The sequence below is a fragment of the Kitasatospora sp. NPDC056531 genome (assembly GCF_042794375.1).
Lineage (GTDB): Bacteria > Actinomycetota > Actinomycetes > Streptomycetales > Streptomycetaceae > Kitasatospora.
Genome location: NZ_JBHTTU010000012.1, coordinates 1 through 23,419 on the forward strand (window position 1 = coordinate 1; position 23,419 = coordinate 23,419).

The 23,419-nt window shown below is 70.8% G+C and carries 23 protein-coding genes; 13 read left to right on the forward strand and 10 right to left on the reverse strand.

The annotated features are described in order from the left end of the window. Together ACFQ87_RS13900 and ACFQ87_RS13905 are read left to right on the forward strand one after the other, a co-directional pair. On the forward strand, nt 1–611 hold a 611-nt coding region (locus ACFQ87_RS13900; RefSeq protein WP_380610941.1), incomplete at its 5' end, for a sigma-70 family RNA polymerase sigma factor. A gap of 413 nt (nt 612–1,024) precedes the next feature. After that, the gene (locus tag ACFQ87_RS13905) at nt 1,025–2,215 is read left to right on the forward strand and encodes a glycosyltransferase (RefSeq protein WP_380610942.1); all 1,191 of its coding nucleotides are present in this window, start codon (nt 1,025–1,027) and stop codon (nt 2,213–2,215) included. Here the strand turns inward: ACFQ87_RS13905 and ACFQ87_RS13910 are convergent. The 7 genes from ACFQ87_RS13910 to ACFQ87_RS13940 form a co-directional block, all read right to left on the reverse strand. Further along, complete coding sequence (locus ACFQ87_RS13910) at nt 2,212–2,679, reverse strand: low molecular weight phosphotyrosine protein phosphatase (RefSeq protein WP_380610943.1); 468 nt, start codon at nt 2,677–2,679, stop codon at nt 2,212–2,214. The genes ACFQ87_RS13905 and ACFQ87_RS13910 overlap by 4 nt on opposite strands. A 21-nt stretch (nt 2,680–2,700) precedes the next feature. Further along, on the reverse strand, nt 2,701–3,837 hold the full coding sequence (locus ACFQ87_RS13915) for a DegT/DnrJ/EryC1/StrS family aminotransferase (protein WP_380610944.1): 1,137 nt from the start codon (nt 3,835–3,837) through the stop codon (nt 2,701–2,703). Nucleotides 3,838–3,853: 16 nt separating this feature from the next. Beyond that, on the reverse strand, nt 3,854–4,813 hold the full coding sequence (locus ACFQ87_RS13920) for an ATP-grasp domain-containing protein (protein WP_380610945.1): 960 nt from the start codon (nt 4,811–4,813) through the stop codon (nt 3,854–3,856). Nucleotides 4,814–4,863: 50 nt separating this feature from the next. Further along, a complete protein-coding gene (rfbB, locus tag ACFQ87_RS13925) occupies nt 4,864–5,838 on the reverse strand; it encodes a dTDP-glucose 4,6-dehydratase (protein ID WP_380610946.1) in 975 nt (324 codons plus the stop codon). 35 nt (nt 5,839–5,873) lie between these two features. After that, complete coding sequence (locus tag ACFQ87_RS13930; protein ID WP_380610947.1) at nt 5,874–6,428, reverse strand: dTDP-4-dehydrorhamnose 3,5-epimerase family protein; 555 nt, start codon at nt 6,426–6,428, stop codon at nt 5,874–5,876. A gap of 166 nt (nt 6,429–6,594) precedes the next feature. Then, nucleotides 6,595–6,789, reverse strand: a complete 195-nt coding sequence (locus ACFQ87_RS13935) for a hypothetical protein (protein ID WP_380610948.1) — start codon at nt 6,787–6,789, stop codon at nt 6,595–6,597. 97 nt (nt 6,790–6,886) lie between these two features. Continuing rightward, a complete protein-coding gene (locus ACFQ87_RS13940; RefSeq protein ID WP_380610949.1) occupies nt 6,887–7,126 on the reverse strand; it encodes a hypothetical protein in 240 nt (79 codons plus the stop codon). 261 nt (nt 7,127–7,387) lie between these two features. Between ACFQ87_RS13940 and ACFQ87_RS13945 the strand changes: the two genes are divergently transcribed. Beyond that, nucleotides 7,388–8,629: a helix-turn-helix domain-containing protein gene (locus ACFQ87_RS13945; protein ID WP_380610950.1), complete on the forward strand. Its 1,242-nt coding sequence runs from the start codon at nt 7,388–7,390 to the stop codon at nt 8,627–8,629. 4 nt (nt 8,630–8,633) lie between these two features. Here the strand turns inward: ACFQ87_RS13945 and cutA are convergent, their stop codons facing one another. The 3 genes from cutA to ACFQ87_RS13960 form a co-directional block, all read right to left on the reverse strand. Then, complete coding sequence (cutA, locus tag ACFQ87_RS13950) at nt 8,634–8,960, reverse strand: divalent-cation tolerance protein CutA (RefSeq protein ID WP_380610951.1); 327 nt, start codon at nt 8,958–8,960, stop codon at nt 8,634–8,636. A 121-nt stretch (nt 8,961–9,081) separates the two neighbouring features. Continuing rightward, entirely contained in the window at nt 9,082–9,735 is a 654-nt protein-coding gene (locus tag ACFQ87_RS13955) for an MBL fold metallo-hydrolase (protein WP_380610952.1), read from the reverse strand. Between the two features lie 66 nt (nt 9,736–9,801). Next, complete coding sequence (locus ACFQ87_RS13960; protein WP_380610953.1) at nt 9,802–10,536, reverse strand: maleylpyruvate isomerase family mycothiol-dependent enzyme; 735 nt, start codon at nt 10,534–10,536, stop codon at nt 9,802–9,804. A gap of 268 nt (nt 10,537–10,804) precedes the next feature. Here ACFQ87_RS13960 and uvrA point away from each other — a divergent pair, with 268 nt between their 5' ends. From uvrA to secG, 10 genes are all read left to right on the forward strand, one after another. Then, entirely contained in the window at nt 10,805–13,714 is a 2,910-nt protein-coding gene (gene uvrA / locus ACFQ87_RS13965; RefSeq protein WP_380610954.1) for an excinuclease ABC subunit UvrA, read from the forward strand. Between the two features lie 116 nt (nt 13,715–13,830). Next, the gene (locus ACFQ87_RS13970; RefSeq protein WP_380610955.1) at nt 13,831–14,274 is read left to right on the forward strand and encodes a Rieske (2Fe-2S) protein; all 444 of its coding nucleotides are present in this window, start codon (nt 13,831–13,833) and stop codon (nt 14,272–14,274) included. A gap of 66 nt (nt 14,275–14,340) precedes the next feature. After that, on the forward strand, nt 14,341–16,392 hold the full coding sequence (gene uvrC, locus ACFQ87_RS13975) for an excinuclease ABC subunit UvrC (RefSeq protein WP_380610956.1): 2,052 nt from the start codon (nt 14,341–14,343) through the stop codon (nt 16,390–16,392). 118 nt (nt 16,393–16,510) lie between these two features. Then, the gene (gene rapZ / locus ACFQ87_RS13980) at nt 16,511–17,395 is read left to right on the forward strand and encodes an RNase adapter RapZ (protein WP_270143324.1); all 885 of its coding nucleotides are present in this window, start codon (nt 16,511–16,513) and stop codon (nt 17,393–17,395) included. A 64-nt stretch (nt 17,396–17,459) separates the two neighbouring features. Then, nucleotides 17,460–18,545, forward strand: coding sequence for a uridine diphosphate-N-acetylglucosamine-binding protein YvcK (gene yvcK / locus ACFQ87_RS13985; RefSeq protein ID WP_380611129.1), 1,086 nt, complete (start codon nt 17,460–17,462; stop codon nt 18,543–18,545). Further along, nucleotides 18,536–19,516, forward strand: a complete 981-nt coding sequence (whiA, locus tag ACFQ87_RS13990; protein ID WP_188308910.1) for a DNA-binding protein WhiA — start codon at nt 18,536–18,538, stop codon at nt 19,514–19,516. Before yvcK ends, whiA begins: the two co-directional genes overlap by 10 nt. A gap of 338 nt (nt 19,517–19,854) precedes the next feature. After that, nucleotides 19,855–20,859: a type I glyceraldehyde-3-phosphate dehydrogenase gene (gap, locus tag ACFQ87_RS13995; protein WP_380610957.1), complete on the forward strand. Its 1,005-nt coding sequence runs from the start codon at nt 19,855–19,857 to the stop codon at nt 20,857–20,859. Nucleotides 20,860–21,011: 152 nt separating this feature from the next. Continuing rightward, nucleotides 21,012–22,214 carry a phosphoglycerate kinase gene (locus ACFQ87_RS14000; RefSeq protein WP_380610958.1) on the forward strand — a complete coding sequence of 401 codons (1,203 nt, stop codon included), beginning with the start codon at nt 21,012–21,014 and terminating at the stop codon, nt 22,212–22,214. A 5-nt stretch (nt 22,215–22,219) separates the two neighbouring features. Further along, nucleotides 22,220–23,005 (forward strand): triose-phosphate isomerase, encoded by a 786-nt coding sequence (gene tpiA / locus ACFQ87_RS14005; RefSeq protein ID WP_380610959.1) that lies wholly within the window; start codon nt 22,220–22,222, stop codon nt 23,003–23,005. An 87-nt stretch (nt 23,006–23,092) separates the two neighbouring features. Then, a complete protein-coding gene (secG, locus tag ACFQ87_RS14010; RefSeq protein WP_380610960.1) occupies nt 23,093–23,335 on the forward strand; it encodes a preprotein translocase subunit SecG in 243 nt (80 codons plus the stop codon). Nucleotides 23,336–23,419 lie beyond the last annotated feature (84 nt).

Here is a 23,419-nt window from a genome sequence, read left to right on the forward strand (position 1 = left end):
TCAAGGCCGTCGACGGCTACGACCCGGACCGCGGCGTCGAGTTCGTCACCTACGCCATCCCCACCATCACCGGCGAGATCAAGCGCTTCTTCCGCGACACCTCGTGGCCCGTCCGCGTCCCGCGCAGCATGCAGGAGCTCTACCTGACGGTGACCCGCGGCTCCGACCGGTTGGAACAGGAACTCGCCCGCCTCCCAGACCCCGAGGAGATCGCCGAGGACCTCCACATCACCGTCGAGCAGGCCACGGAGGGACTGGTCGCCGGCCGCGTCTACCGGCCCAACTCGCTGGACGCGCTGCGCGACCAGGACACCGATGGGACCGGCAGCGCGATGCTCGACCGCCTCGGCGGCTGCGATCCCGGCATTGAGCTGGCCGACTTCCGCACCGCCGTCCGCCCGCTGCTGGCGGAACTGCCGGAGCGCGAGCAGACCGTGCTCAAGCTCCGCTTCTGGGACGGCTGGACGCAATCGGAGATCGCCGCGCGGATCGGTGTCTCCCAGATGCACGTCTCCCGCCTGCTCAGCGCCACTCTGGCCCGGCTGCGCAAGCGACTGGAGGATCGCGAGGCCCGCGGCTGGAACGACGACGGTCCAGAGGGATCGGGCTGACACGCGTGCGCCGCCCCCTCGGACTGAGGCCCTGCCGGACCGGACCGCAGTCCGAGGGCGCAGCGTGCAGCAGGACGCAGCAGGACGGCGCGCAACCGGTTCCACTGCGACAGTGCGACAGGGGGCGCCTCGGCGACTGCTGTGCGGACGAGAACCTGCGTGGGAACTCGTCGACGTCGGCGTCCCGTTTTCTGCCCCGCAGCGGGGGAACCCCCCCTCCCCCCCCCCCCCCTCCCGGGCCCAGCTCTGTGGGCGGCGGCCGTACTCGGCGACCCGGCGCGAGTCGAGCAGCACGATGTCGGCGGTCTCGACCGGGCGGCTGGCGGACTGGTCGAGTACGTTGCACATCGCGAGTCTGACGGTATGTCAGATTGACGCGCCGAACGACCCTCGGGGACTGGTATGTTCCAGGAGTGAACCGCGACGCCAGCGCTCTCGTCTCCAGCCTCGGACGGCCCTTGCGGCTGATCGTCACCGGTGGGGGAACGGGCGGGCACACCTACCCGGCCCTCACCGCGATCCGTGCCCTGCGCTCCCGGCTCGCCGGGGCCGGAGGCGCGCTGGAGGTGCTGTGGATCGGCACCGCCACCGGCCTTGAGGCCAAGGTCACCGCCGCCGAGAACATCCCGTTCAAGACCGTCGCCACCGGGAAGATCCGGCGCAGCGCCAACCCGCTCAAGCTGGTGTCGCCCGCCAACGTGAAGGACATGGGGCGTGTCCCCCTCGGCGTTGCCCAGGCCCGCTCGGCGGTTGCCGCCTTCGACCCGGATGTGGTCCTTGGCACCGGCGGTTACGTCGCGGTGCCAGTCGGGATGGCCGCTCGGATGTGCCACCGGCCGCTGGTCGTTCACGAGCAGACTGTCCGGCTCGGCCTGGGCAACCGGGCCCTGGCCCGGATGGCGACCCGCGTCGCGGTCTCCTCCGAGTCCACGCTGGAGTTCCTGCCCGAGGGTGCCCGAGCCACCGCTGTGGTCACCGGCAACCCGGTGCGCCCCGAGGTGCTGACCGGCCAGCCGGACAAGGCGGTTCAGGCGCTCAGTCTGTGGGGTTTCGACCGCTCCCGGCCGACCGTGTACGTCACCGGCGGCGCGCAGGGCTCCCAGCAGATCAACGGGTTGGTCAGCGAGATCCTGCCGTGGCTGCTCGGCCACGCCAACGTGATCCATCAGTGCGGCCCGAGCCACGAGACCGACCTGCGCGAGCGCGCGGCGTCGCTTCCGGAGCACCTGCGCGGCCGGTACCTGGTGACCGGCTTCGTCGGCCCGGAGCTGCCCGACGTGCTCGCCCTGGCGGACGTGGTGGTCTCGCGCAGCGGCGCGGGGACGCTGGCGGAGCTGACCACCCTGGGCCGGGCGGCGGTGTTCATCCCGCTGGCTACATCGGCTGGGAACGAGCAGGAGCACAACGCCCGCCACCTGGCCGACGCCGGCGCGGCGGTCGCGCTGCTCGGCCGCGCCGCCCCGGACACCCTCCAGGCCGCGATCGGCCCGCTGCTGACCGACCCGGCCCGCCGCGCGGACATCGCGCGGCGGGCCGCTGAGCACGGCCGTCCGGACGCCGCCGAGCGGCTGGTGGATGTGCTGCTGTCGGTCGTGGACCGTTAGTCCTCCAGGTTCAGCAGGTGCCGGACGGCACCGGCCTGGATGGTGTCCATGCAGGCCTGGTACGCCGTGTAGTCGCTCTCCCAGGGGTCGGGCACGTCCTCGCCCGGGATGTACAGGCCGAGCTTCGGCTCATCCGGGGTGCCGTCCGTCATGGCCTGCAGTTCGGCGAGGACGGCGTGGTCCATGGCGAGCACCGCGTCGGCCCAGTCGAGCATGCGACGGTTGACCTTGACCGCGCGGTGGTCGCGGATGTCATACCCGGCCTCCCCGGCGGCTCGGATCGCGTTGCTGTGCGCCGGGCCTCCGACGTGGCGCTCGCGCAGGCCGGCCGAGCGCACCTCGGCCTTCTCGCCGCCGATGTGCGCCAGCACTGCGGCGGCGATCGGCGAGCGGTTGTGGTTGCCCAGGCAGACCACCAGGATGCGGTGGCGCTTCGGGTGCCGGAACTGGTCGTCGTTGCTCATCTTCGACTCCTTGCGTGTCGGCTACGCGGTGGCCTTGATCGCCTCGGCGAGCGCAGCCACCGCGAAGCGGGCGCTGTCGCGGGTCATGGCGGGGTGGAACGGCAGGCCCAGGATCTGACCGGCGACCCGTTCGGTGACCGGCAGGTCGCGGTGCCAGGCGGAGAAGCCGGGCTGGGTGTGGTTGGGCGGGTAGTGCACGGCGACGCCGATGTTCCGCTCCCGCAGGTAGTGGAAGATCGCGTCCCGGCCCCGGTCCAGGCGCACCACGCAGTTGAACGGCACGGTGTTGGCCACGTCCACGTCGACCAGGTGGGCGCCGTCCACGTTGTCCAGCGCGGCCTGGTAGGTGCACCACAGGTGCTGGCGCAGCGCCGCGACCTCGGTGAAGTGCTCCAGCTGCGCGAGGCCGATCGCGGCGTTCAGCTGGGACATGCCGAAGCGCATCCCGGGCCCCTGGACCTCGTAGGAGGTCAGGCCCGCCCGGGCGTCCTTGGACTGGACGATGCCGAACAGGCGCAAGCTGCGCAGGTTCTCGGCCTCGGCCCGGCTGCGGGGGACGATAGTGCCGCCCTGGCCGGTGGTGAGGTTCTTGATCGGATCATGTGAGAAGCACGTCAGCACGGCTGGGTCGGCGCCGACCATGGCGCCGTCCGGGTGGCGGGAGCCGAAGGCGTGCGCGGCGTCCTCGATGATCTGGATGCCCCGCCGGGCCAACTCGTCGCGGATCGGGGAGAGATCAACGGCCCGGCCGCCGTACAGCACGGGCATCACGGCCTTGGTCTGCGGCGTCAGGGCTTCCAGCACAGTGTCCGGAGTGACGGCCAGCGTGTTGGGGGCGATCTCTGCGAAGCGGGGAGAGGCGCCGTTCCAGGTGATGGCCTGGACGCTGGCGCAGAAGGTGAGTGAGGGGACGATGACGTCGTCGCCAGGGCCGATGCCGACCGAGCGCAGCGCGAGGTGGAGCGCGGTGGTGCCGGAGCTCACGGCGACGGCGTCGTCCACGCCGATCAGGTCGGCGATGCCGGCCTCGAACTGGTCGGTGGCCGGACCGTGCCCCCACTGGCCGCTGGGGAGCACGGCGGCCAGTGCGGCAGCCTCGGTGCCGTGCAGGAGCGGTGCGGCGTTGCGCTCGACGCCGGGGGGTGCGTTCTGGGTCAAGGCTGATCCTCCTTCGTTAGGCCGTGTCGGGGACGGCGCGGGGTTGGGTGGACATCACGGCGACGTACTTGGTGAGGAAGGTGCCGCTGCGGTACGCGAGCCGCCGGTGGTCGATCGCCTGCCGGAAGAGACCGTTCACGGTCTGCTCGACCAAGTTGGCGCCGGCTTCCTCGGAGAGCAGGAACCCGGCGGCGAGCCGGGAGTTGATCTCGGTGATGACGACGCGGGGGTCGGCTCCTTCGGTGATGAAGCCCTGGACGTCGACCGGGCCGGTCGCGCGGATGGTCCGGAGCGCCTCGGTGACGTGCTTGGCGGCCTCGGCGTCGTCGATCGTGACAGCGACCACCGACATGCCAGCCTGGACCATCAGGCGGCGGCGCAGCACCACGGAGGCCCGGCCGTTGTGGTCCGCCAAGCAGTCGGCGGAGAACTCCCGGCCGCGGACGCGCTGTTGGATGATTGGATCAGGCGCCAGCTCGCACAGCACGCGGGCCTGCTCGCGGGTGTGGCAGAAGTGGACGTTCTTGGATCCCTGGCCACGGCGCGGTTTGACGACCAGCTCGATCCCTTCGGGGATCTCGCCGATCTGGGCGGGCAGCCAGGTCGCCGGGGTGGGAACCCTGCCGCCCCGCATCGCCCGGTAGAACTCCCACTTGTCGCCTGCGGTGGTGACGGTGGCCATGTCGGGCAGCCACGTGCGGACTCCCGCGCGCTGGAGGTGGCCGCGCAGGTGGACCAGCTGGGGCAACTCGTTCTCGACGCAGCACAGCAGGGCGTCCGGCTTGAGGTCGTGCACCAGTTCCATCAAGTCGGCAGCGAACAGCGGGCTGTCGGCGCGGGCGATGATGCGGGCGGTGATACCGGGGATGAGCAGGCCCGGCGCGAGGGGGTTGGAGTCGATGCCGATCACTTCGTGGCCGAGCTTGAGGAGGGTGAGTGCCAGGTCGAGGCCGGGCGCGCCGCCGACGCCGGTCACCAGAATGCGCCTGGGTGCCGCTACGGTGGCGGTCTCCACGTTCCGGCCTTTCACGCGGCGGACCGCGCGGTCGCGGTGGTGTCCCACCAGTCCGGGTTGCGGCGGTACCAGTCAACGGTCTCGGCGATGCCGGCGGCCAGGTCCTGCTGGGGCTTGTAGCCGAGCTGGGCGAGCTTTGACCAGTCCATCGAGTAGCGGATGTCGTTCGCGGCCCGGTCCGGTACGTAGGTGACCTGGTTCCAGCAGGCACCGGTCTCGCGCAGGAGCATGCCGGTGAGCTCGATCGTGGTCAGATCGGTGCCGCCGCCGATGTTGTACGCCTCCCCGGGGATGCCCTTGTGGAGCACCAGCTCCACCCCGGCGCAGTTGTCGGTGACGTGCAGCCAGTTCCGCACGTGCTCGCCGTTGCCGTGGATGGTGACCTTCTCACCGGCCAGCAGCCTGGTGACGAACAGCGGAATGAGCTTCTCCGGGAACTGGCGGGGCCCGTAGTTGTTGGAGGAGCGGGTCACGCACACCGGCACGCCGTAGCTGGAGTGGTAGGCCAGGGCGATCATGTCGGAGGCGGCCTTGGACGCCGAGTAGGGCACCGTGGGGCGCAGCGGGTCGGCCTCGAACGCCGTGCCGGTCGGCAGCGAGCCGTACACCTCGTCGGTCGAGATGTGGATGAACTTGCGGGTGCCGATGCGGCGGGCCGAGTCGAGGAGGGTCTGGGTACCCAGCACGTTGGTGGAGACGAAGTTCCCGGCGTCCGTGAGGGACCGGTCCACGTGCGACTCGGCGGCGAAGTGGACCACCGCGTCGTGCGTCTCCATCAGCGCGTCGACCAAGGCGCGGTTGAGGATGCTGCCCTGGACGAAGGTGAACTTCTTCGAGTCGGTGATACCGGCGAGGTTGCCGAGGTTGCCCGCGTAAGTGAGGGAGTCCAGGACGGTCACCTTGGCGACGTCGTCGGCGTTGACCAGGCGGCGGGCGAAGTGCGATCCGATGAAGCCGGCGCCGCCGGTGATCAGGATGTTTTCCATTGAGGGCCACCAATCTGGGTGAGGTGTGGCAGTGGTCAGTCGGCGTAGGCAGGCAGAAGACCCCGGTCGCGGGCCTCGACGAAGCTGAGGCTGCTGCCCGCGACGATGGAGGCCGGCTCGGACGGCCACTCGATGCCGAGGTCCGCGTCGAGCGGGTCGATCGACAGGAACTCCTCGGGACGGTGTGGTTCGTTCAGCAGGTAGGTGACGCAGGCGCGATCAGTCAGGGCGAAGGTGGCGTGGCCGACGCCGGGTGGCACGTACAGTGCGGTGGGCCGCTCGGCGTCGAGGTATGCCAGATGCCGGGTGCCGAAGGTGGGCGATCCGGTCCGCAGGTCCACCAACGCGTCGAGGACCGCCCCGCTGGTGCAGGTGACGTACTTCGCCTGACCAGCGGTGGCGACGCTGATGCCGCGCAGCGCCCCGAGCCGGGAGATGACGGTGTTGGCCTGGGCGAGGTGGAACACCATGCCGGTGGCGGCCCGGAAGTCGTCTTCCCGGAAGGACTCCCGGAGTTCGCCCCGGGTGTCGTAGTGCGCGTTGGGCTCGAAGGTGAACGCCCCGGGGATGTTGAGCTGGCGGGCTATCATCGGCGGCTCCCTTGAACGGCCGCTTCGCCGGGCGAATCTAGGTCCGGCGCACAACGACGCGAGTCGGTGGCGATTTGTGTGTCAGGCGCGCGTCTGCGGGATCGCGCGTTCCACGCCGGTCCGTCCGGCCGGCATGCTTGGCCCGGCGGCAAGCGGAGTTGGGCGGTCAGTCGTCGCGGTGCCGAGGGCAGGCGCAGTCGGGCCAGAAGTCGAGCGACGGTACCGGCGCCCCTTCATCGGGCTTGACCTCAACGACCGGCGAGACGTTGTACCGGCGGCCGGCGGCGTCCACCTGGTAGGTGCGAAGGTGAAGGCCGCGGCGGCGCGCGGCCGGTGGGACGAAGTCGGGGGAGAGGCTCATCGCAGCCCCCGCAGGCGCCGACGACGGCGCTCTTTGCTGAGCTGCCACAGGGCCAGGGACCGGCGTCGGGCGCGGGCCAGGTCGACTGCGCGGGGCGTCACGACGCGGTCCCGTACAGCGCGTCGGCCGCGATGGTGCAGGGCCAGGCGGTGCCGCAGCGGACGCATCGGGCGCCATCGCTGCGGTGGTCGTCGAGCAGCATCCGGGTTCGGGTGGCGGCGGCGCTCTCCTGCGAGACCTGACGCGGCGGTCGGTGCCCGCCGCCGGGGTCGAGGTTCGCGACTTCGGCGGCGCCGTTGAGGCCCCAGGGATGTGGAGGTCGGCCGGCGGTGGTCATGGGGGAAACGCTCCAGATCTGTTGCGGACAGGAGTAGGCGCGGTGGTCCCGCATCGTCAGGGGACGCAAAGGCAGGGCCGCCGCTGGCAGCTGCTCCGCAGGTCCCAGGGCCGGGCGGTCGGCTGGCTTCTGCAGTTCAGCGTGACCAGTAAGCCACTGTCAGCTACCGTCTCCTAGAGCAGAGTTGAAGCGTTCCTCGGGCGTCTCCTGCGCACTCCGGCATGTGACCAGGGGAAACGCCATCCACAAACCGGGGGTCGGATGACGTCCAGGCGTGATCAACTGGCGGAGCGCCGTGCGGCGCTCGGTTACAGTCAGGAACGGTTCGCCATTGCGATCGGCGTCGCCACATCCACGGTTGTGCGGTGGGAGACCGGCAAGGCCACCCCGCTGCCATATCAGCGACCCAAGATCGCGAAGCTCCTACAGGTTTCACCAGCGGGGCTTGCGGAACTTCTCGCCCTCGATACGGTCACAGTGGCGACACCATCCAACCTGGCGTCAACTGCACTGCTGCTCAACGATGTACCGGAGGACGACGTGAACAGACGCGGCTTCACTCGTGGCGCGGTGGCGATAGCGGCTGGAGCGGCGATCGAGCCGTGGGGACGGCTGGCCGCCGCACTGGACGGCAGCGGCGTCGATCAAGCAACGGTGACCCACCTGGGGGGCATCACCGCGAGCATGTTCGGCGCTGAGGAGCACACCCCGGCCCGGCTACTCGCGACTCAGTTGTCCGCGCATCTGGACACGATCACCGCTGTCCTGCCGAACGCGGGCGCGTACCGAACAGCGTTGACCATCGCAGCCGGGGAGACTGCTGCGCTGGCCGGTTGGACGTACTGGGACCTGGGCGACTATGAGCGGGCGAAGGAGTACTACCGCACGGCCCGGATGGCCGCCGACCGGTCCGGGCACGGCCCGTTGCATGCCCTGGTGCTGGGGTACGCCTCGTACGGCGTTGCACCCAATCAGTCGCGACTGATGCTGGCTGCCGCGCAGGAACACGTGCGTGGTCGCGACCACGCGGCGGCCCGGGCATGGCTCGCCGCGCGGGAGGCCGAGGAAGCCGCAGCTGCCGGCGATAGGGAGTCTGCGGTGTGTGCGCTCGACCGTGCCCAAACTGCCTTCGACTATGCGGACCCTGCGACCGCCCCTGCCTGGATGTCCTTCTTCGGGCGCGCCAGGCTCGGTTCGATGCAGGTTTCTACGTACGCCCGTCTCCGGCACCAGGGTCTCGGGGCCGCAGCTGACCAGACGTTGTCCGACCTGGGCGAGGACGACCGAAAGGTTCGCGTCGCGGTGCTCGGCGACGTTGCGGCCGGATACCTGACCGCCGGCGCCGTCGACCAGGCCGTGGAGATCGGTCGACGGGCCCTCGCCGCGACGGTAGCGAGCGAGACCACGATGGGCCGCGTCCGACTGTCCGCACTCGCCGATCGACTCCCGGAGACGACAGCGGCCCGTGACCTCCGGGCAGAGATCCGGGCCGCCTTGGCGTAGCCGGTTACTCCGCGCTCGTCTCCGCGTTCACCCAGTCCAGGTACGCATTCGAGCCGGTGCTTACCGGAATGCCTACGACCTCCGGGGTGTCGTAGTCGTGCAACTCTGTGATGCGGGCCGCCAAGCGGTCCGAGAGGTCGGCACGTGTCTTGAAGTCGACCCGCCACTCGGCGGCATCCTGGACCTCGCCGTCCCACCAGTACACGGACTGGATGCGGTAGACCTGCGCACATGCGGCCAGTCGATCACGCACCACCGCCGCCGCGAGGTTGCGGGCCTTCGTCTCGTCGTCATGAGTGGTGGTGACCACGATGAAGTCACGGTTCGTCATGACGGAACGCTACCCGGCGCGGCTCCCCTTGAACGCCCCTATCCAGTTTCGGGCGGAGCGGTGGCCGATGTCGGCTTCCGGGCCGGTCGGCTCCGGGCGGAGCCGACCAGCCGGGCTGTGGTCACCAGCCGCGTTCGCGCCACTCGTCGAGGTGGGGGCGCTCGGCGCCGATGGTGGTGTCGTTGCCGTGGCCGGGGTAGATCCAGGCTTCGTCCGGGAGGACGTCGAAGATCTTCTCATTGACGTCCCGGAAGAGGGTCCTGAAGGCCTCCGGGTCGCCCCAGGTGTTGCCGACGCCGCCGGGGAAGAGGCAGTCGCCGGTGAAGACGTGGGGGTGGCCCTGGGGGTCGTCGTAGATGAGCACGATCGCGCCCGGGGTGTGGCCGACCAGGTGGCGGACGGTGAGCTCGACGTCGCCGACCCGCAGCTTGGCGCCGTCGGCGAGCAGCAGCTCGGTCGGCACGTCGATGCCCTCGGCGTCGTGCTGTCCGGCGGCGGTGCGGGCGCCGGTGGTGGCGACCACCTCGGCCAGCGCGCCCCAGTGGTCGTGGTGCCGGTGGGTGGTGACCACCGTCTCCAGGTCGTCCCCGACGGTCTCCAGCAGCACCGGGGCGTCGGCGGCCGCGTCGATCAGCAGCTGCTCGTCGGTGGCCCGGCAGCGCAGCAGATAGGCGTTGTTGTCGTACGGGCCGACGGCCACCTTGGTGATGATCAGGTGGGCCAGCTCCCGCACGTCCGGCGGCCCGCCGACCTTGACCGCTCCGTGGTACGTCATCCGTCCGCTCCTCGTCCGGGTCCGGAAACAGGGGTAGAAACAGCGTTCAGGATCATCCTCGCGCCGTCAGCCCATGGGGGGAAGCTGGGGGAGCGCGGTGTCGGGCGTGCGGCGCAGGTCCGCGCCGTCGGAGCGGCCGGAGAGCCAGGCGAGCAGGGAGCGGAGGGGGCCCCGGACGGTCAGGGCGATGTCGCCCGAGCCGATCAGGCCGCGGTCCCCGGTGTCCTCGGCGACCAGCTCGACGGCGGGCAGCTCGGTGCCGTGCAGCTTGAGGGCGAGCTTGTGGAACTCGGTGACGGCGAACTCCTCCGGCCACTCGGCGGGCGAGTAGTCGGCGCCCAGGTCGACCAGGTGGTACTCCAGCTCGCCGAGGCGCTTCCAGACCAGGTCGCAGGCCGGGAAGACGACGCCGGAGCGGTGGCGCACGTCGGCGGCCCAGTCCTCGGGGTCCATCAGTGCGACGGCCGCGGCGAAGCGCTCGTGCGACTCGCGCAGGTCGGCGAGCTGGGCGTCCAGCGGGCGGCCGGCGCCGTCCTCGATCCCCTGGTCGCGGGCCTGCTCGCTGGCGTACTGCGGGATGTCGGTGCCGGTACGGGCGCCGGTCAGCAGGTTGACCAGGGAGTCGGCGTTGCGGGCGATGTGGGCCAGCACGTGGCCGCGGGTCCAGCCGGGGAGCGCGGAGGGCTCGGCGACGGCCTCGGGCAACAGCGCGGAGACGGTCTCCAGCATGCGCCGGGTGCCTGCCTCGACCAGGCCGATGCGCTCGGTGGCTAGAGCGGCGGCGGAGCGCGGGTCGGTCATCGGATCTGCCTTCTGTACGGGACGGTGCGTTGCCCGGAGCGGGCTTCGCTCGTTGACCAGCTGACGCTACCGCCGAATCCGCGCCCTGAGCAGGGCCTTTTTCGGTCCGGGTACGGACGGTCCCGGGGGTACTCTCACTCGTTCGGGTGGACTCCGCTGGACAAAGTCGATATTCGAACGTCTGAGCTATAGGCTGGCTGCCGCATCCTGGAAGAAGAACACCCCTCACACCGCAAGCCCTCTCGTCCGGAGAAAGGCGCCAGAAGCAGTGGCCGACCGCCTCATCGTCCGCGGTGCTCGCGAGCACAACCTCAAGAACGTCTCGCTCGACCTGCCCCGCGACTCCCTCATCGTCTTCACGGGCCTCTCCGGCTCCGGCAAGTCCTCGCTCGCCTTCGACACGATCTTCGCCGAGGGCCAGCGCCGCTACGTCGAGTCGCTGTCCTCGTACGCCCGCCAGTTCCTCGGGCAGATGGACAAGCCCGACGTGGACTTCATCGAGGGCCTCTCCCCGGCCGTCTCGATCGACCAGAAGTCCACCAACCGCAACCCCCGTTCGACCGTCGGCACCATCACCGAGGTCTACGACTACCTGCGCCTGCTGTTCGCCCGGATCGGCAAGCCCCACTGTCCGCACTGCGGCCGCCCGATCGCCAAGCAGTCGCCGCAGGCGATCGTGGACAAGGTGCTGGAGCTCGCCGAGGGCACCCGGTTCCAGGTGCTCAGCCCGGTGGTGCGCGAGCGCAAGGGCGAGTTCGTCGACCTCTTCGCCGACCTCCAGTCCAAGGGCTACTCCCGCGCCCGCGTCGACGGCGAGACGATCCAGCTCGCCGAGCCGCCGAAGCTCAAGAAGCAGGAGAAGCACACCGTCGAGGTGGTCGTCGACCGCCTGACCGTCAAGGAGAGCGCCAAGCGGCGGCTCACCGACTCGGTGGAGACGGCCCTGCGGCTGTCCGGCGGCATGGTCGTGCTCGACTTCGTCGATCTCCCGGAGGACGATCCGGAGCGCGAGCGGATGTACTCCGAGCACCTCTACTGCCCGTACGACGACGTGTCGTTCGAGGAGCTGGAGCCGCGCTCGTTCTCCTTCAACTCGCCGTTCGGCGCCTGCCCGGACTGCTCGGGCCTGGGCAACCGGATGGAGGTCGACCCGGAGCTGGTCGTGCCGGACCCGGAGCGCTCGCTGGACGAGGGCGCGATCCACCCGTGGTCGGCCGGGCACGCCAAGGAGTACTTCCAGCGCCTGATCGACGCCCTCGCCGAGGAGCTCGGCTTCCGCACCGACATCCCCTGGGCCGGGCTGCCCGCCCGCGCCAAGAAGGCGCTGCTGTACGGGCACAAGCACCAGGTGCAGGTCCGCTACCGCAACCGCTTCGGCCGTGAGCGCTCGTACAGCACCGGCTTCGAGGGCGCCGTCCCGTTCATCCAGCGCCGGCACACCGAGGCGGAGAGCGACAGCAGCCGCGAGCGCTTCGAGGGCTACATGCGCGAGGTGCCCTGCCCGACCTGCCAGGGCACCCGGCTCAAGCCGGTGGTGCTCGCGGTCACCGTCGAGGAGAAGTCGATCGCCGACGTCTCGTCGATGTCGATCAGCGACTGCGCCGAGTTCCTGGGCGCGATGAAGCTCAACGACCGGGACAAGCAGATCGCCGAGCGGGTCCTCAAGGAGGTCAACGAGCGGCTGCGGTTCCTGGTCGACGTCGGCCTGGACTACCTCTCCCTGGACCGCGCGGCCGGCACCCTGTCCGGCGGCGAGGCCCAGCGCATCCGGCTGGCCACCCAGATCGGCTCCGGCCTGGTCGGCGTGCTGTACGTGCTGGACGAGCCGTCCATCGGCCTGCACCAGCGGGACAACCACCGGCTGATCGAGACGCTGGTGCGGCTGCGCGACATCGGCAACACCCTGATCGTGGTCGAGCACGACGAGGACACCATCAAGACCGCGGACTGGGTGGTGGACATCGGCCCGGGCGCCGGCGAGCACGGCGGCAAGGTGGTGCACTCCGGTTCGCTGAAGCAGCTGCTCTCCAACAAGGAGTCGCTGACCGGCCAGTACCTCTCCGGCAAGCGGTCCATCCCGATCCCGGCCGCCCGCCGCGACCGGGACAGGAAGCGCCAGCTGACCGTCCACGGCGCCCGCGAGCACAACCTCAAGGACGTCACGGTCGGCTTCCCGCTCGGCACCCTGACGGCGATCACCGGCGTCTCCGGCTCCGGCAAGTCGACGCTGGTCAACGACATCCTCTACACCCACCTCGCCCGGGAGCTGAACGGCGCCCGCAGCGTGCCCGGCCGGCACACCCGGATCACTGGCACCGACCTGGTGGACAAGGTGGTGCACGTCGACCAGTCGCCGATCGGCCGCACCCCGCGGTCCAACCCGGCCACCTACACCGGGGTGTTCGACCACGTCCGCCGGCTCTTCGCGGAGACCCAGGAGGCCAAGGTCCGCGGCTACCTGCCCGGCCGGTTCTCCTTCAACGTCAAGGGCGGCCGCTGCGAGAACTGCACCGGTGACGGCACCATCAAGATCGAGATGAACTTCCTGCCGGACGTCTACGTGCCGTGCGAGGTCTGCCACGGCGCCCGGTACAACCGGGAGACGCTGGAGGTGCACTACAAGGGCAAGTCCATCGCCGAGGTGCTGGACATGCCGATCGAGGAGGCGCTGGGCTTCTTCGAGGCCGTCCCGGCGATCGCCCGCCACCTCAGGACGCTCAACGACGTCGGCCTCGGCTACGTCCGGCTCGGCCAGTCCGCGCCGACGCTCTCCGGCGGCGAGGCGCAGCGCGTCAAGCTCGCCTCGGAGCTGCAGAAGCGCTCCACCGGGCGGACGGTCTACGTGCTGGACGAGCCCACCACCGGCCTGCACTTCGAGGACATCAGCAAGCTGATCAAGGTGCTCAGCGGGCTGGTGGACAAGGGCAACACGGTGATCGTCATCGAGCACAACCTCGATGTGATCAAGACCGCCGACTGGATCGTCGACATGGGCCCCGAGGGCGGCTCCGGCGGCGGCGCGGTGGTCGCCGAGGGCACCCCGGAGCAGATCGCGGCCGTCCCGGAGAGCCACACCGGCAAGTTCCTGCGGGACATCCTGCCGGGCGACTTCGCGGACGCCCCGGTCGCCGTCCCCGCCAAGAAGGCGCCGCGCAAGCGGGCCGCCGCCAAGAAGTAGGCCGGATCGCGCTCCGCCGCTCCCACCCCGGGGGCGGCGGGGCGCGTGCCGCATAGACTTCCACGGGCCCACCGAGCCGTGGGCCGTCCCGCAGTCGAACCGCCAGGAGCGCACCGATGTCCGAGGCCCCCGAGACCAGCCCCGCCACCTCCCGCCGCGCCCTGCTCTGCGGAGCGGCGGCCGTCCTGGCGGCCGGCGGCACCGTGGCGGTCACCGGCTGCAGCTCCTCCGCCGGCTCCTCCGCCTCCAGCAGTACCCCCAAGGGCCCGGTGGACCTCGGCCCGGCCTCGGCGATCCCGGAGGGCGGTGGCAAGGTCTTCCGTGAGCAGAAGATCGTGGTCACCCAGCCGACGGCCGGCCAGTACAAGGCCTTCAGCGCCAAGTGCACCCACGCCGGCTGCATCGTGGACCAGGTCACGAAGGAGCAGATCCAGTGCCCCTGCCACGGCAGCCGGTTCGGCATCGCCGACGGCGCGGTGCAGGACGGCCCGGCCCCCAGCCCGCTGCCCGCCTACACCGTCACGGTCGAGGGCGGAAACCTCAAGGTCACCCCGAGCTGAAGCAGTTGAGCGCCTCTCGATTGATCTTGCCCCCGCGGCCCCGACCGCACTCGGTACGGTGGACTCATGGCTGACCCGAGCACCTACCGCCCGGCGCCGGGCGCGATCCCGACCTCCCCGGGCGTCTACAAGTTCCGTGACGCCCACGGCCGGGTCATCTACGTCGGCAAGGCCAAGAGCCTGCGCCCGCGCCTGTCGTCCTACTTCCAGGACCTGGCCGGCCTGCACCCGCGCACCGCGACCATGGTCACCACCGCCGCCTCGGTGGAGTGGACCGTGGTCGGCACCGAGGTCGAGGCGCTCCAGCTCGAGTACTCCTGGATCAAGGAGTTCGACCCGCGGTTCAACGTCAAGTACCGCGACGACAAGAGCTATCCGGAACTCGCCGTCACCCTCAACGAGGAGTACCCGCGGGTCCAGGTGATGCGGGGGGCGCACAAGAAGGGCGTGCGCTACTTCGGCCCGTACGGGCACGCCTGGGCGATCCGAGAGACGGTCGACCTGCTGCTGCGCGTCTTCCCCGTCCGCACCTGCTCCAACGGCGTGTTCAAGCGGGCCCGACAGGTCGGCAGGCCCTGCCTGCTGGGCTACATCGGCAAGTGCGCCGCGCCCTGCGTCGGCAAGGTCTCGGCGGACGAACACCGGGCGCTGGCCGAGGACTTCTGCGACTTCATGGCCGGGCGCACCGGCAACTACCTGCGCCGGCTGGAAGAACAGATGCAGGAGGCCGCCGCGGAGATGGAGTACGAGAAGGCGGCCCGGCTGCGGGACGACATCGGCGCCCTCAAGCGTGCGATGGAGAAGAACGCCATCGTGCTCGCCGACGCCACCGACGCCGACCTGCTGGCCCTGGCCGAGGACGAACTCGAAGCCGCCGTGCAGATCTTCCACGTCCGCGGCGGCCGGGTGCGCGGCCAGCGCGGCTGGATCACCGACAAGGTCGAGGACGTCGACACCGCAGGCCTGGTCGAGCACGCCCTCCAGCAGCTCTACGGCGGGGCCACTCCGGGCGAACACAGTGAGACCGTCCCGCGCGAGGTGCTGGTCCCGGCCCTGCCCGAACCCGTCGCCCCGCTACGGGAGTGGCTCAGCGCCCTGCGCGGCAGCCAGGTCGACCTGCGCATCCCGCAGCGCGGCGACAAGAAGGACCTGATGGCCACCGTGCAGCGCAACGCCCAGCAGGCGCTGGCGCTGCACAAGACCAAGCGCGCCTCCGACCTCACCACCCGCAGCCGCGCCCTGCAGGAGATCGCCGACGCGCTGGAGCTGGACTCCGTCCCGCTGCGGATCGAGTGCTACGACATCTCCCACCTCCAGGGCGAGGACGTGGTCGCCTCCATGGTCGTCTTCGAGGACGGCCTGGCCCGCAAGAGCGAGTACCGGCGCTTCCAGATCAAGGGCTTCGAGGGCCAGGACGACGTCCGCTCGATGCACGAGGTGATCAGCCGCCGCTTCCGCCGCTACCTCCAGGAGCGCGAGCAGACCGGCGAGTGGGCCGTCCCCGAGGAGGAGCCCGAGGCCGGAACCGGCGCCCGGGACGAGGAGGGCCGCCCCAAGCGCTTCGCCTACCCGCCGCAGCTGCTGGTGGTCGACGGCGGCCAGCCCCAGGTCGCCGCCGCCAAGCGCGCCCTGGACGAGCTCGGCATCGACGACGTCGCGCTGTGCGGCCTGGCCAAGCGGCTGGAGGAGGTCTGGCTGCCCGGAGAGGACGACCCGGTCGTACTGCCGCGCTCCAGCGAGGGCCTCTACCTGCTCCAGCGGGTCCGCGACGAAGCCCACCGCTTCGCGATCAGCTATCAGCGCAACAAGCGTTCCAAGCGACTCACCGCCGGGGAACTGGACTCCGTCCCGGGCCTCGGCGAGACTCGCCGCCAGGCGCTGCTCAAGCACTTCGGCTCGCTGAAGAAGCTCCGGGCCGCCACCGTCGACGAACTCTGCGCGGTACCCGGCATCGGACGCCGCACCGCGGAGACTGTTGCGGCGGCGTTGTCGTCCCGTACACCTGCCGCACCCGCGGTCAACACCGCGACCGGCGAGATCATCGAGGACGGGGCCGGCCAGGTCGCCGAGCCGGTGGCCGCAGCACCCCAGACCGCACCATCCCAGGAGACGCCATGACGGCCGACGCCGCCCGTCTGTCGGCGCGCCCCGCCTCCGCCCGCCTGTCCGGGACGGGGAAGGGCGGCCGTGCCGTGCGCGTTCTCCCCAGCAGAAAGACCGAGAGCGGGGAACCGAAGTGACCGTGTCAGACGTGGCCGAGAACGCGCCGGAGCTGGTGATCATCTCCGGCATGTCCGGAGCCGGCCGCTCCACCGCCGCGAAGTGCCTGGAGGACCTCGGCTGGTTCGTGGTGGACAACCTGCCGCCGGCCCTGATCCCCACCATGGTCGACCTGGGCGCCCGCTCCCAGGGCAACGTCGCCCGGATCGGCGTGGTCGTGGACGTCCGCGGCCGCCAGTTCTTCGACGACCTGCTCACCTCGCTGGACGAGCTGGAGAAGCGCGGCGTCCGCCTCCGGGTGGTCTTCCTGGACTCCTCCGACGAGGCGCTGGTGCGCCGCTTCGAGAGCGTGCGCCGCCCGCACCCGCTGCAGGCCGACGGCCGGATCGTCGACGGCATCGCCCAGGAGCGCGACCTGCTGCGCGACCTGCGCGGCGAGGCCGACCTGGTGATCGACACCTCCAACCTCAACGTGCACCAGCTGCGCGCCAAGCTGGACGCCCAGTTCGCCGACCACGACGAGCCCGAGCTGCGCGCCACCGTGATGTCCTTCGGCTTCAAGTACGGCCTGCCGGTCGACGCCGACCTCGTGGTGGACTGCCGCTTCCTGCCCAACCCGCACTGGGTGCCCGAGCTGCGGGCCCGGACCGGCACCGACGCGGACGTCGCCGACTACGTGTTCCAGCAGCCCGGGGCCAACGAGTTCCTGAACGGCTACGCCGAGCTCCTCCGGATCGTTACCGAGGGCTACCGGAGGGAGGGGAAGCGCTACATGACGCTTGCCGTAGGCTGCACCGGTGGCAAGCACCGTAGCGTCGCCATGTCCGAGCGTCTGACCAAGCGTCTCATCGCCGACGGAGTCGAGACGGTGCTCGTCCACCGTGACATGGGACGGGAGTAACCGCCGCCTTCCCTGCCGGGCCCCCGGCGGAGCCGGTGGCGGGGCCGAGGAACACGAGGTGAGTGTGGCGGGATACGTGCCCGGGCGGCAGCCGCAGAGCAGGACCGGCGAACGGGCGGGCAGCCCGGCGCCGGGCCGTCCGCGCAGTAGTCCCGCCCGGGCCAATCCGGCACCCCGGATCACCGCGCTCGGCGGCGGCCAGGGCCTGTCGGCCTCGCTGTCCGCCCTGCGCCGGCTCACCAGCGACCTCACCGCCGTGGTCACCGTCGCCGACGACGGCGGCTCCAGCGGCCGGCTGCGCGAGGAGCTGGGGGTGCTGCCGCCCGGCGACCTGCGCAAGGCGCTCGCCGCGCTGTGCGGGGACGACGACTGGGGCCGCACCTGGTCCGAGGTGATCCAGCAGCGCTTCACCGGCAACGGCGAGCTGGGCGGGCACGCGGTCGGCAACCTGCTGATCGTGGCGCTCTGGGAGAAGCTCGGCGACCCGGTGGCGGCGCTGGACTGGGTCGGCCGGCTGCTGAACGTCCAGGGCCGGGTGCTGCCGATGTCGGCGGTGCCGCTGGACATCGAGGCGAGCGTGCGCGGCCACGACCCGGCCCGCCCCGGCGAGGTCTCGGCCGTCCGGGGCCAGGCCAACGTGGCCGTCACCCCCGGCACCGTGCAGTCGATCCGGCTGCTGCCGGACGGGCCGCCGGCCGTCCCGGAGGCGGTCACGGCGGTCCGCGAGGCGGACTGGGTGGTGCTCGGCCCCGGCTCATGGTTCACCAGCGTGCTGCCGCACCTGCTGGTGCCCGAGCTGGCCAAGGCGCTGGTCGAGACCCGCGCGCGCCGGCTGCTCACCCTCAACCTGGCCCCGCAGCCCGGGGAGACCGAGGGCTTCACCCCGCAGCGTCACCTGGAGGTCATCGCCGACCACGCTCCGGAGCTCGCCGTGGATGCGATCCTGGTGGACGAGCGTGCCGTCTCGGGCGGCGCCTTCGGCCAGGCCGACCTGGCCGGTTTGGAGAAGGCGGCCGAACGGATGGGCGCCGCTCTGGTGCTCGGCACGGTGGCCCGCACCGACGGCACCCCGCGACACGACCCGGAGCTGTTGGCGGCCGCGTACGACCGGATTTTCCGGACACATGGAAGGATCGGGCCATGGCGATGACTCCAGCGGTGAAGGACGAGATCAGCCGGCTCCCGGTCACCCGGGCCTGCTGTCGCAAGGCGGAGGTGTCGGCGATCCTGCGGTTCGCGGGCGGACTGCACATCGTGAGCGGCCGCATCGTGATCGAGGCGGAGCTGGACACCGGGGCGGCGGCACGGCGGCTGCGCAAGGACCTGCTGGAGATCTTCGGGCACTCCTCCGACCTCGTGGTGATGGCCCCCGGCGGACTGCGGCGCGGCAGCCGCTTCGTGGTCCGGGTCGTCAAGGACGGCGAGCTGCTCGCCCGCCAGACCGGACTGGTGGACGGCCGCGGACGCCCGATCCGGGGCCTGCCCCCGGCGGTCGTCTCCGGTGCCACCTGCGACGCCGAGGCCGCCTGGCGCGGGGCCTTCCTGGCGCACGGCTCGCTCACCGAGCCGGGCCGCTCCTCCTCGCTGGAGATCACCTGCCCCGGCTCCGAGGCCGCCCTCGCCCTGGTCGGCGCGGCCCGTCGGCTCGGCATCCCGGCCAAGGCCCGTGAGGTGCGCGGCGTGGACCGGGTGGTGATCCGCGACGGCGACGCGATCGGCGCGTTGCTGACCCGCCTCGGCGCGCACGAGTCGGTGCTCGCCTGGGAGGAGCGCCGGATGCGGCGCGAGGTCCGGGCCACCGCCAACCGCCTGGCCAACTTCGACGACGCCAACCTGCGCCGCTCGGCCCGCGCCGCGGTCGCGGCCGGCGCCCGGGTGCAGCGCGCGCTGGAGATCCTCGGCGAGGAGGTGCCCGAGCACCTGGCCGCGGCCGGCCAGCTGCGGATGCAGCACAAGCAGGCCTCGCTGGAGGAGCTGGGCGCGCTCGCCGACCCGCCGCTGACCAAGGACGCGGTGGCCGGCCGGATCCGTCGGCTGCTCGCGATGGCCGACAAGCGCGCCGCCGAGCTCGGCCTGCCGAGCACCGAGGCCAACCTGACCGATGAGATGGCGCTCAACTGACGATCACGCTCCGTGAGAGCTCCCGCCCCGGAGACGATCGGGCGAGTAACAGGCGAATCACAGCGGCCGGTGTCCGGATGACGGACACCGGCCGCGGTCGTTTCCGGGCCGGCCCGGAAGCCCCAAATTGGTAGAGACCACTGGCCCGGGACCAACTGCCCGCCGGGCCAAGGCCGGACAGCCTGGAACCGGGTTTACGGTGCGCCACGCCAAGTCTCACGAGGTGGCGCGATGTGCCCTCCCAGCGCCGGGAGGGGTAGGGTCATAGGCGGTCGGGGACTTCCCAAATCTCACCCCCGTCGGCTTCACGCCGGCGTACCTAACGAGGAGATCGGTTCGTGACGATCCGGGTAGGCATCAACGGCTTCGGCCGCATCGGCCGCAACTTCTTCCGCGCGGTCAAGGCCCAGGGCGCGGACATCGAGATCGTCGGTGTCAACGACCTCACCGACACGAAGACCCTGGCTCACCTGCTCAAGTACGACACCACCCTGGGCACCTTCCCGGGCACGGTCTCGCACACCGAGGACAGCATCACCGTCGACGGCCGCACCTTCAAGGTGACCGCCGAGCGTGACCCCGCCAACCTGCCGTGGGCCGCCCTGGGCGCCGACATCGTCGTCGAGTCCACCGGCATCTTCACCAAGGCCGAGGCCGCGAAGAAGCACCTCGCCGCCGGCGCGAAGAAGGTCATCATCTCGGCGCCCGCCACCGACGAGGACGTCACCATCGTCATGGGCGTCAACGACGACAAGTACGACGCCGCCAAGCACGACATCATCTCCAACGCCTCCTGCACCACCAACTGCGTGGCGCCGATGGCCAAGGTGCTGAACGAGAGCTTCGGCATCGTCAAGGGTCTGATGACCACCGTCCACGCGTTCACCAACGACCAGGTGACCCTGGACTTCCCGCACAAGGACCTGCGCCGTGCTCGTGCGGCCTCGCAGAACATCATCCCGACCTCGACCGGCGCCGCCAAGGCGACCGCCCTGGTCCTGCCGGAGCTGAAGGGCAAGCTGGACGGCACCTCGCTGCGCGTCCCGGTCCCGACCGGCTCCATCACGGACCTGGTCGTCACCCTCGAGCGCGAGGTCACCAAGGACGAGGTCAACGCCGCCTTCCAGAAGGCCGCGGAGGGCCCGCTCAAGGGCATCCTGGCCTACACCGAGGACCCGATCGTCTCCTCGGACATCGTCAACGACCCGGCCTCCTGCATCTTCGACTCCCAGCTCACCATGGTCCAGGGCAACCAGGTCAAGGTGCTCGGCTGGTACGACAACGAGTGGGGCTACTCCAACCGCCTCGTCAACCTGACCGCCCTCGTCGGTGAGCAGCTCTGACGCAGTGGGAGCTGACGTGATGTAGGGGCGAGGGCCCGGACGGCGAAACTGAGCCGACCGGGCCCTCGCTCCGCGTACAAGGACTTCTCAGGCGGCCCCTGCGCCGTGCCGCCTCTGCGCATCAACCATCTCCCCGGGAGACCGAAGAACCAGTGAAGACCATCGAAGACCTGGACGTCGCCGGCAAGCGCGTCTTCGTGCGCGCCGACCTGAACGTCCCGCTGGACGGCGAGACGATCACCGACGACGGCCGGATCCGCGCCGTCGCGCCGACCATCGCCAAGCTCCTCGAGCGCGGCGCCAAGGTCGTCGTCGCCTCCCACCTCGGCCGCCCCAAGGGCGAGCCGGACCCGAAGTTCTCGCTCGCCCCGGTCGCCACACGGCTCGGCGAGATCCTCGGCACGAGCGTCACTTTCGCCGCCGACACCGTGGGCGAGAGCGCCGGTGCCGCCGTGGCCGCGCTGGCCGACGGCGAGGTCGTGCTGCTGGAGAACCTGCGCTTCAACGCCGGTGAGACCAGCAAGGACGACGCCGAGCGCAAGGCCTTCGCCGAGCAGCTGGCCGCCCTGGCCGACCTGTACGTGGGCGACGGCTTCGGCGCCGTGCACCGCAAGCACGCCTCGGTCTACGACCTGCCGAAGCTCCTGCCGCACGCCGCCGGCGACCTGATCGCCACCGAGGTCGGTGTGCTGAAGAAGCTCACCGAGGACGTCAAGCGCCCCTACGTGGTCGTGCTCGGCGGCGCCAAGGTGTCCGACAAGCTCGGCGTGATCGACAACCTGCTGAAGAAGGCCGACCGGATCCTGATCGGCGGCGGCATGGCGTACACCTTCCTCAAGGCCAAGGGCCACGAGGTCGGCATCTCGCTGCTGCAGGAGGACCAGATCCCGGTCTGCCTGGAGTACCTGGCGCAGGCCGAGCAGCGCGGCGTCGAGTTCGTCCTGCCCGTGGACGTCCTGGTCTCCGCCGAGTTCCCGGACCTCAAGGGCAAGACCCCGGCCAACCCCGACCTCGTCGGCTCGGACGCGATCCCGGCCGACAAGGAGGGCCTGGACATCGGCCCGAAGACCCGCGAGCTGTACGCGGCGAAGCTGGCCGACGCCGGCACCGTGTTCTGGAACGGCCCGATGGGCGTCTTCGAGCACCCGGACTACGCGAACGGCACCAAGGCCGTCGCGCAGGCCCTGATCGACAGCAGCGCGTTCACCGTGGTCGGCGGCGGCGACTCCGCCGCGGCCGTCCGGATCCTGGGCTTCGACGAGAACGCGTTCGGACACATCTCGACCGGCGGCGGCGCGAGCCTCGAGTACCTGGAGGGCAAGACCCTCCCCGGTCTCGCCGCTCTGGAGGACTGAAAACGATGACTGAGCGTCTCCCGCTGATGGCGGGCAACTGGAAGATGAACCTCAACCACCTTGAGGCCATCCAGCACACCCAGAAGCTGGCGTTCGCGCTGGCCGACAAGGACTACGAGGCCGTCGAGGTCGCCGTCCTGGTGCCGTTCACCGACCTGCGCTCGGTGCAGACCCTGGTCTTCGGCGACAAGCTGAAGATCAAGTACGGCTCGCAGGACATCTCGCAGCACGACGGCGGCGCCTACACCGGCGAGGTCTCCGGCCCGATGCTGGCCAAGCTCCAGTGCACCTACGCGGTGATCGGCCACTCGGAGCGCCGCCAGTACCACGGCGAGAACGAGGAGATCGTCAACGCCAAGGTGAAGGCCGCCTACCGGGCCGGGGTCACCCCGATCCTGTGCATCGGCGAGCCGCTGGAGGTCCGCAAGGCGGGCACCCACGTCGAGTACACCCTGGCCCAGCTGGACGGCGCGCTGGAGGGCATCCCGGCCGGGCAGGCCGAGTCCATCGTGGTCGCGTACGAGCCGGTCTGGGCGATCGGCACCGGCGAGGTGGCCACCCCGGAGGACGCGCAGGAGGTCTGCGCGGCCATCCGCCGGCGGATCGCCGAGCTGTACGACGCCGAGCTGGCCGACAAGGTCCGCGTGCTGTACGGCGGTTCGGTCAAGTCGTCGAGCGCGGCCGGCCTGATGGCCAAGCCCGACATCGACGGCGGCCTGATCGGCGGTGCCTCGCTGGACGCCGAGGAGTTCGTCAAGATCGTGCGCTACCGTGAGCAGGCAGTAGGCTAACGCCGCCGCAGCAACGTAGGCTTTGGGGCCGGACCGCCGTACGCGGCCCGGCCCCTTCGCCGAAGATACGAGAGAGTTGGTCCCGTCGTGGTTCTCGGGTTCTCTATTGCCCTGATCGTCTTCAGCGCGCTGATGATCCTCCTGGTGCTGCTGCACAAGGGGAAGGGCGGCGGCCTGTCGGACATGTTCGGTGGCGGCGCGATGTCCACCGGCGGCGGTTCGGCCGTGGCCGAGCGCAACCTGGACCGCATCACCATCGTGGTCGGCCTCGGCTGGTTCGCCTGCATCCTCGTGCTGGGCCTGGTCCTCAAGTTCAAGAACCAGGCCTGACACAACCCTGACGCCCCGTCGCCCGAGCGCCTATCCTGGGACGGTCGGGGGCGGAGGCGATGGTGGCGAAGGCTTAAGTCCTGC

Coding starts and splice junctions, on each gene's coding strand:
- ACFQ87_RS13910 (WP_380610943.1), bottom strand. CDS start 2,679: ATGAGCAACGACGACCAGTTCCGGCACCCGAAGCGCCACCGCATCCTG.
- rfbB (WP_380610946.1), bottom strand. CDS start 5,838: ATGGAAAACATCCTGATCACCGGCGGCGCCGGCTTCATCGGATCGCAC.
- ACFQ87_RS13930 (WP_380610947.1), bottom strand. CDS start 6,428: ATGATAGCCCGCCAGCTCAACATCCCCGGGGCGTTCACCTTCGAGCCC.
- ACFQ87_RS13935 (WP_380610948.1), bottom strand. CDS start 6,789: ATGAGCCTCTCCCCCGACTTCGTCCCACCGGCCGCGCGCCGCCGCGGC.
- ACFQ87_RS13940 (WP_380610949.1), bottom strand. CDS start 7,126: ATGACCACCGCCGGCCGACCTCCACATCCCTGGGGCCTCAACGGCGCC.
- ACFQ87_RS13945 (WP_380610950.1), top strand. CDS start 7,388: ATGACGTCCAGGCGTGATCAACTGGCGGAGCGCCGTGCGGCGCTCGGT.
- cutA (WP_380610951.1), bottom strand. CDS start 8,960: ATGACGAACCGTGACTTCATCGTGGTCACCACCACTCATGACGACGAG.
- ACFQ87_RS13955 (WP_380610952.1), bottom strand. CDS start 9,735: ATGACGTACCACGGAGCGGTCAAGGTCGGCGGGCCGCCGGACGTGCGG.
- ACFQ87_RS13960 (WP_380610953.1), bottom strand. CDS start 10,536: ATGACCGACCCGCGCTCCGCCGCCGCTCTAGCCACCGAGCGCATCGGC.
- ACFQ87_RS13970 (WP_380610955.1), top strand. CDS start 13,831: ATGTCCGAGGCCCCCGAGACCAGCCCCGCCACCTCCCGCCGCGCCCTG.
- uvrC (WP_380610956.1), top strand. CDS start 14,341: ATGGCTGACCCGAGCACCTACCGCCCGGCGCCGGGCGCGATCCCGACC.
- whiA (WP_188308910.1), top strand. CDS start 18,536: ATGGCGATGACTCCAGCGGTGAAGGACGAGATCAGCCGGCTCCCGGTC.
- tpiA (WP_380610959.1), top strand. CDS start 22,220: ATGACTGAGCGTCTCCCGCTGATGGCGGGCAACTGGAAGATGAACCTC.